The organism is Candidatus Halobonum tyrrellensis G22, assembly GCF_000495475.1.
GTDB classification, from domain to species: domain Archaea; phylum Halobacteriota; class Halobacteria; order Halobacteriales; family Haloferacaceae; genus Halobonum; species Halobonum tyrrellense.
On the sequence record NZ_ASGZ01000038.1, the window covers coordinates 1 to 737 of the forward strand.

Below are 737 nucleotides of genomic sequence, written 5' to 3' on the forward strand. Positions count from 1 at the left end.
CCGCCGGCGCCGACGCGGGCGCCCCGGCGCCGTTGTCGATCGACCACAGCCGACCGCCCCCGCGGGGCCGGTGGGCGGCGACGCCGTCCGGGCCGGCGCCGACGAGCGTCGACCCCGCGTGGACCAGCGACTCGGTGACGGTCGGCGCGCCCGCGGCGTGCCACTCGGTCCGCCCGGCGCGCGCGCCGGGGCGGAGCCGGAACCAGCCGGCGTCGAACGTGGCCGCGAACACCGAGCGCGCGTCCGCCGTCAGCGCCCTGACCGTCCCCGGGAGCTTCCGCCGCCAGAGCGGGACGACCCGGTCGCGCGCGGCGAGCAGTTCGTACGTCTCGCCGCCGGTGGTGCCGACGAACAGCGCGTCCCGCCGGGCCGCGAGCGCGTACACGCCGGTGAACGCGTCGAACGTCCACAGCGGTTCGCCGTCCGTCGCGTCGCGGGCGACCACGCGGCCGGTCGTGTCGCCGGCGTACACCCGGTCTTCGCTCGGTGCGACGAGCGGCGCGCTCGCGAAGTCGGCGTCGGCGGCCGCGCGCCACACCTCGCTCCCGTCGTCGAGCGCGAGCGCGAGCGTCGTCGGCTCGTCGCGCATCGTGACGTACGCGACGCCGTCGGCGACTGCGACGCCGTACGGGCGGTCGCGCTCGCCGCCGTGGCGCCAGAGCGGCTCGCCGCTCCCGGCGTCGAACGCGAACAGGCCGGTCTCCGCGGGGACGAGCGCGACCCCGCCCGCGACGACC

1 protein-coding gene is annotated in these 737 nt (G+C 79.1%); it reads right to left on the reverse strand.

The window, feature by feature from the left end; genetic code table 11:
* The coding region (locus K933_RS11695; protein ID WP_023394940.1) for an outer membrane protein assembly factor BamB family protein at positions 1–737 on the reverse strand (737 nt) is incomplete at both ends.